The following is a 7308-nucleotide window of genomic DNA, read 5'->3' as shown; positions in this document are numbered from 1 at the left end:
TGTGAAAATCTTTTTACTCATTATTTTCTCCGTCTCCATGTTTCTCTAGTTGTGTTACATAATTATACAAAAAAATACCCTATAGGTAGACTTTTTTTAAGTGTCTACTCTATAGGGTACATTTTAATATGTTCCAAGAGTTTAGGCTTTTTATTAATAACGCAGGAAAAGGTAAAATACAATATTTTAGGGCAATATCTCAACATATTTACTACTTTAATCAGTAAACTTTTTTGATAAATAGTATAAGTAAACTGTCTTTTCAATAATCTACTTTTTTGCATACAAAGAAAAGCACTCCCCTTTAAAAAGGAATGCACTCCCCCCGCTTTATCTCTTACGTTTTTTATTACAGCTATCACGACATTACTAGGGGGACTTTTCTATAGGCTCTTGCATTTTAATTGTAAATCTTTATGTTACAACTTCAATAACACCAAACGAGCTATATTTCTTCTGTCTAAGCAGAAAAAATACTTAACAGAGACATGCTCCCACAATGATTAATAAAATAAATAACACGACAATTAAGACAAAATTATTATTGTGATATGTCGGACATGCATAGCTGTAAGCTGGTGCTGTATAGGTAGGGAATGATTGAACGAAAGTAGGAGACGTAGTTGGCTGAGGCGGTACATTCGCACCGACTGTTGGAGGTGCGTTCACATTTGCATACATATTTAAACATCCTTTCTTTTTAAGTAAGCTTATAACTACATAATACTCTCAGATATGAAAATGGAGCCCGTCTACTGAAAAATGGGTGTTTTACCCGATAATTAGAGATAAAATTTATCGTATAAGTTGCTTATGCTTATTTTTGTCTTAGAACAACTGATATCCCAATGAAAATATATAATTATTGTAATTTAGTAATGAAATGGAACTGAGGTTATGGTGTATGAAAGGCTGTTTTATTTTGAAATCAATGCTAGTCGGTTGTCTGTTTGTCAATGCTGATAAACGAGAAAATGAAGGTCTTGTCAACAAACTTGTTAGGGCTGCAGATCGAGTACTCCCTTGCCTTCTCTGTTTATTGAGAACCTGAACAATTTTTTCATTAGTTTTAATGGAAAATCCGTGTCCGAAAAACCTTGAGTCATCGAGAAGTATGGCATTTACCCCTCTAAACCACGGTGTTTGTGGGTTAAAGTCAGGGTTATCGAAGTAAACAATGTCACCAGGTAAAAAACCACTTGAATAAAATGTAACTAGACCGAGGTCAGCATCTGTATGCCAGCTGTAAAGATAAAGTCCTTGAAAATAAGCATTAAATATATGATGACCAAGGGTCTGTAACGTAGCATAGTAATAGATAATCACAGAAGCTGTAGCACATTCAAACGCATACAGCGAACTGTTCTTATAAATGTCCATAATTGCATCAGAAGGACTTACATCCGGTCTCAGCAGAAAACCACCAGCCTTCGTTAATTGCCAGTAATTTGGGTTACATCGAGCTTGCTCGAAAATAGTAAATTCATGCCTGGCTTCATTCATTTCTATTGCACCTTTAATAATATTTTTCCTTAATTTTATTTCAAATAGTAATTCTCTCAAAGAATTATAAGAATATTCGATATGATCTTCTTGCATAAATTGCATTATGTTTTTCTCAACCTGATCTAGTTCCAAATTATCTTGGAATTCAAAGGATTTACCCATTATTTGTATCACTTTTGTTCCTCCATTCTTTGCCTTTTCCAACTGTATTAAACATAATTTATTCCCATCTTCTTAAAAAAAAATCAAAACAAATACTGTTAGCAGGAAGATATACTTGCATAATAGATATTTTCAGCCTAAGTAAAAGGGCGATGCTCTATATAAAGCATCACCCTGTATATTTAAAAGCATGTAAATGAAATAATTCTTCTTGTGTCAATACCAAAAATCACCCAACCCCTACCAGTCCATCTGAAACCAGCCACAGATCTTGGGCCTACGAATACTGGATAAAACCAAAATCCTGTTCCATTACTCAGCCAAATAAAAGTATTCCGAAACAGGCATAATCTTATTGCCCCAGAATCCACAGCAAATGGTGAAGCAGCTGCTTGTTGAGGAATAAATGGTGGAGGAGGAGATGTTGGAGCTTGTGATGGTTGTAATGGTGGTAAACCTGATGGTCCTCCAAATCCTGGCCCATCAAAACCAGGTCCTCCAAAACTAGGCCCTCCAAATCCAGGTCCTCCAAATCCAGGCCCTCCAAATCCAGGCCCTCCAAATCCAGGTTGACCTGATGGGCCCGGAGATTGTGGGAATAGAGAATTCAGAAATTGTCGATCATAATTTATATTTTCATACATTTTAAAATTCGCCACCTTATTTTAAATAAATCCTAAAGGCATTGTATGTGGCACTTTTTTTTGTGAAGCTTATTCGCCCTTAACTTGGGCTGTTAAATTAAAAAAGTATATAACCTGCTTTCTTCATTCGCTTAAAAAATGTATTCTGAATATCCATTTGGAATAGAATGATACTTTTGTTTTCATTCCGTTTAGTAGTGTTTTTTATCAAAAAATATTTTTGAAATATCTCCTCTGATTGTTGTTTATGGCAAGTGATATTACAGAAATATAGCATGTACCGCGGTACTATCGGTACATGCTACATTCCTTGGAGAGTTTATACAAAAGGATAGTGAAATCAATGTCTGTACATTTTATTAACTCTGCCTTTTTCGAAACAGCTCTTGTCCAGTATTGGTCTTTTTTAAATTTAAGCTTGAATAAAAGTAATCTAGACTCTTTTGTTGCTTGTTCCACATCACTATCCTAGTCTTTAAATTCTAAAATCTGTTCCAAGCTATCTACAACTAGACTGCCATGTTTCTTCCGCAAGCTATTTTTTCATTTATTACAGAGATGCTGATCTGATTTGCTACATAAGAAAAAGCTTCCCTTTAATTAAGGAAGCCCCGGTTAGTACATTATGGTTAATTAAAATTATTAAAGTTAGCTAAAACTTTCTCCAATCGGTGTAACTATCCCATCCATACTTATAGAATTTTTCTTTTTACGATATTCCTCTAAGTCTTGTTCACTTTTATTGTTAGTCCATTTTTGAAGAGTATCTCGTTCACCATCGTATGAGTAGAACGGCACACTAAATCCACATGATGTTTTTACTGTTTCAATCTTTGCATGAATAATTTGTCGTGCACCAGGAAGTATGTCAAAATGTTTCGCCATATCCGTCCATTCTGGTGTGCTAGGTAATATCACATTACCGCTACCATAAAGCCTTAAAATCATAGGAGGTCCTTCAAAAGCTAAGAACATAAAAGTAATTCTACCGTTCTCTTTTAAATGTGCACTTGTTTCATTTCCACTACCAGTTAAATCTAAATAAGCTACCTCATTTGAGGAAAGGATTCTTAATACATCATGACCTTTTGGTGAAATATTAACATGACCGTCTGCGGTTAGTGGTGCTGATCCAACGAAAAAAATCCGTTGTTTTCTTATAAATTCTTCGTGTTTTGGAAGTATTGATGAATAAACAGTCCCCATAATAAATTCCTCCTCATCTAACAAATGTTAAAATTGAAATCCTACCATCTCATAAATAATGGTTATATTTATATTTATTAGTGGAGTACTGTACTTTATGAATATGTAAATGTTTTATGAATTTTTTCAGCATACTTAAAGCAGTCAATTAGCCCAACAGGACCATTTGAATGAGTAAATATTTCCTCTGTTGTCAGCCAATAACCATAAACAAATGAAACAAAGTAATAGAACCCTACTAATAAGATTAGCCCCACCACATTGCGCAAACAATGAATGACCACATAGATACAACTATTCCTACTTTTCCAAAAGAAAATATGTATAAAAGATTGTACTTCTTATCAAGTGTTTTTGTTTTTATCATCAAAAATGCGATTAAGGGGGTAACTAAGCACATGCTGACGCTAATATGTGAATAAGTACACTTAAACACCTGTTTCTTCTATAAGGTTTTTTCATTTATTACAGCAATGCAGCCGTGGTAGTTCAATAAGATAGTTCAAATTAGCCTAATAGGACCGGCTCCACTAACATAGGGTATACAATATTAGGATATGAAGGTAAAATACTCCTATGAAATGGAGGTTTAGCTATTGATTTTTTTATTCCTTTTATTATTTGTTTTTGCCCTTTTAGCTGGTTTGTTCGACTTGCCGGAGGTGTATGTTGGGATTGTCTTTGGGCTGTTTATTTTAACATACTTATATCTTGCTCTTTATCCAATTTTGTTTGGAAAAAAGGTTGATAAAATTATTAGAGCCTTAAAAAAATTTAAAAATCCAGTATATAAATTTTTATATTACATGATTCAGGATGAAGACAGCACAGCGGAAAAATATCTAAAAAAAATCCGTTCTCCTCAAAGAGCTTATATTTGCAAAATTATGTGGCTGTCAAAACAAGATAGATTTACCGAAGCAATGGAAGTAATTCCGTATATTAAGGAAGGTAAATATAAATGGTATTTGACTGCCGGCCTTGCGCTAGAACTAGACGACTTTGCTATCTATAAAGAAAATAAACAACGAATCAAAGATGATATGTTGTTGTTCTACCTTGAAGTGGAAGAGCTTGCGAAGAATGGTGAATTAAAAGGTGCAATTGAGATGCTCAACAAAAAAACCCCTTCGCTTAGGGGAATGAAACTTTTAACCACCGTTCAGCAAAAAAAGGATCTGGAAAAAAAGCTAAACAATAACTTGTAAATATTTAAAAGAAGACAGAAATGAAAAAACCTGTCTTCTTTTTTTAAATTTGTCAATAGTGCTATCCTGCAAATACTATATCGTGTATTAAAAATAAACTTCTCTTTCCGTTTTTCCTTTACCCCAACCAATGATTATTATAAGCTATTATTCCTAATATTGCTCCAACCCCCAAACCAAAAGCTAAACCAAAAACTCCCCATATCACTTCTGACCTCTTTCTTTTTTCATTACTAACATCCAATAAAAAAACCCCCAATTTAATATGGTTTCAGTAAGTTTACGAAAAATGTTAGGTGTTAGTTTCCATTTTCTAACCTGCCATGATAGTGCCCGGCGCAAAAAAATAGCATATCCTCCTTACTGGATTAACACCCCAAAAGGGTAAGTGTAATTCTTTACAAAGTTGGGTTTCACCTAGATTCTTTATTAGTGTAATTTAGTATCTTCCGTTTGTTCATATTAAATATTATATTTATATATAACTATAGATAACTGTAGTAACTAGTTATTATTAAAGCTAAACTTTCCTTCACTTAAAAACTTCTTTAGAGTTGAAATAGCATCCTTTTCATCTTTTCCATTAGCAACAAGGGTTAATTCATCTCTTTCTAAAACATTTAAATTCATTATATCCATTAAATCCATCTCACAAGTAATCCCCTTATAAATAATATGTATGTTACATTCAAACGAGGATGCGATTACATAAAGCCTACAAGTATTTCTCGCCTGAAGCCCCCTTGGAATATTAACTATGATCTGACTTAATATCATATCCCCACCTCAAATACAATTCGTTTAAAATAACCTCCTAATAAATTGTAAAATCCCACATATTTCATCTCTTAAGGTTGTTATCTAAATACTACCCTAATCAATAACAATACTTCTTGAACAAGTTTAAACTCCTACGTTGTATCTTTAATTAACCTATTAATCATATGGGATAGGATTATTTCCTTTATATTAACCTATCTTAAATTTGCTTCCTCATTTAAGTCTTCTTGAGTTATTTTTCTATCCTTGTAATAATATTCCACATCAAGTTCATTTATTGTACGTATTACTTTACAAGGATTACCAACAGCAACTGAGTTAGCATTTCTCCTTCTAATTCTATTTTCATATTTTATAACGCAACATCTCTTGTAATATTTTTCAGCCATTTATATTGACTGTAACGATATACAGCCAAAGGAAGTTTGAAAATTTCATCTAGATTGATTACTACATACAGTAATATAGGATGTACATGCCACACAAATGCACACAAATATGCTAATGGCAATACAATAATCCACATTACTACAATATCACACCAAAGACCGAATTTAGCATCTCCTCCAGCTGGAAAGAAGCCGCCAATAATGGTTGAATTAATGGACTTACCAACACAGTAGTAAGCGCATACATACAACATTCCATCTAGGTATGATTGGGATATATCATTTAATTCTACTACAAGGGATACCAATGGCTTTATCACCAAGATACTTACTCCGGCTACTATACCCAAAATCAATGCATATAAATTAATTCTCTTAGATGCTTTTATAGCCATTAATTTGTCGTTTGTTCCTAAATATTTCCCTATAAGTACAGCACCTCCGCTAGAAATACCTGCACAAAAAACAATTGCCAAATTTCTAACTACTGTTGCAATAGAATTTGCTGCAACCATATCTGCACTTACATGTCCAATTATGGAAGTTGCAACCGTTAATCCACCACCCCAAACAAAATAATTTGCCTGTATTGGAATTGTATACTTTAAAAAATCCTTGCGTAACTGCCGGTTAATCCTATCCTTACCTGGTAGGTGAAACTTAACTTTACTGTATCGGATTGAATGAACAACACAGCATCCAAGTTCTACGCATCTAGCACATACCGTTGCTAAAGCTACCCCTAATATGGCTTTCTCTGGCATTCCTGGAAAGAACACATAAACACAAAGGGCATTTAATCCAATATTAAGAAAAAGACAAATAGAGCTAATCCATGCACTAAATCGTGCATTCTCCATACTTTTTAAAACACTAAAATAAACCTGAGAAATTCCCATTGCGATATAAGAAAAAGAAACCGTACGCAAAAAAATTGCTCCATAATGAATTAACTCGGCATCATTGGTTAATAGTCGCATTAAGAATTCGGGAAAACAAAAAGAAAATAAAAAAAAGATTACGGATATACTTAATGAAAATATACTGGTGATACTAAATACCCGTTGTATTACTTTTACGTCATTTCTACCCCAATATTGAGCCGTGAGTATACCTGCACCTGTTGATATACCCATATAAAATAGTGACAATACAAATGTTACTTGCCCTGCAAGTGATACAGCCGACATTACAGATTGATTAATTACACCAAGCATTATAACATCTACCGCAATGGCAGCTGCTGAAATTAAGTTTTGAAATGCTATTGGTAATACCAATGATAATAATGAATGATTAAGGGTACGATTAAATTCATTGTTTGATCCTTTTACTTGTTTTAACACTCCACACCCCGTCTTTCTTATATTTATGATATACAAATTGTATACGTTTACTTTTTTTACTTCCATC

General features: G+C 33.4%; 8 protein-coding genes. 1 reads left to right on the top strand and 7 read right to left on the bottom strand.

Going from position 1 to position 7308, the window contains the following annotated elements:
• Positions 1 to 477: 477 nt before the first annotated feature.
• From EM808_RS29865 to EM808_RS24935, 4 genes are all read right to left on the bottom strand, one after another.
• The gene (locus EM808_RS29865; RefSeq protein ID WP_127741961.1) at positions 478 to 681 is read right to left on the bottom strand and encodes a YjcZ family sporulation protein; all 204 of its coding nucleotides are present in this window, start codon (positions 679 to 681) and stop codon (positions 478 to 480) included.
• A gap of 147 nt (positions 682 to 828) precedes the next feature.
• Complete coding sequence (locus tag EM808_RS24945; RefSeq protein WP_235856710.1) at positions 829 to 1680, bottom strand: protein-glutamine gamma-glutamyltransferase; 852 nt, start codon at positions 1678 to 1680, stop codon at positions 829 to 831.
• Between the two features lie 170 nt (positions 1681 to 1850).
• A complete protein-coding gene (locus EM808_RS24940; RefSeq protein ID WP_127741959.1) occupies positions 1851 to 2312 on the bottom strand; it encodes a collagen-like protein in 462 nt (153 codons plus the stop codon).
• Between the two features lie 648 nt (positions 2313 to 2960).
• Entirely contained in the window at positions 2961 to 3518 is a 558-nt protein-coding gene (locus EM808_RS24935; protein WP_127741957.1) for a pyridoxamine 5'-phosphate oxidase family protein, read from the bottom strand.
• A gap of 596 nt (positions 3519 to 4114) precedes the next feature.
• Between EM808_RS24935 and EM808_RS24930 the strand changes: the two genes are divergently transcribed.
• Positions 4115 to 4726 (top strand): hypothetical protein, encoded by a 612-nt coding sequence (locus EM808_RS24930; protein ID WP_127741955.1) that lies wholly within the window; start codon positions 4115 to 4117, stop codon positions 4724 to 4726.
• A 118-nt stretch (positions 4727 to 4844) separates the two neighbouring features.
• Here the strand turns inward: EM808_RS24930 and EM808_RS29605 are convergent, their stop codons facing one another.
• From EM808_RS29605 to EM808_RS24915, 3 genes are all read right to left on the bottom strand, one after another.
• Positions 4845 to 4970, bottom strand: coding sequence for a hypothetical protein (locus EM808_RS29605; protein WP_268926532.1), 126 nt, complete (start codon positions 4968 to 4970; stop codon positions 4845 to 4847).
• A gap of 260 nt (positions 4971 to 5230) precedes the next feature.
• Positions 5231 to 5503, bottom strand: coding sequence for an HPr family phosphocarrier protein (locus EM808_RS24925; protein ID WP_127741953.1), 273 nt, complete (start codon positions 5501 to 5503; stop codon positions 5231 to 5233).
• A gap of 355 nt (positions 5504 to 5858) precedes the next feature.
• Positions 5859 to 7241 carry an MATE family efflux transporter gene (locus EM808_RS24915; protein ID WP_235856709.1) on the bottom strand — a complete coding sequence of 461 codons (1383 nt, stop codon included), beginning with the start codon at positions 7239 to 7241 and terminating at the stop codon, positions 5859 to 5861.
• Between the last annotated feature and the right edge of the window lie 67 nt (positions 7242 to 7308).

The sequence above is a fragment of the Niallia taxi genome (assembly GCF_004005475.1).
Classification (GTDB): domain Bacteria; phylum Bacillota; class Bacilli; order Bacillales; family Cytobacillaceae; genus Niallia; species Niallia taxi.
Note: the sequence above shows the minus strand (reverse complement) of the source record. Positions and strands in the feature narration are given on the sequence as shown.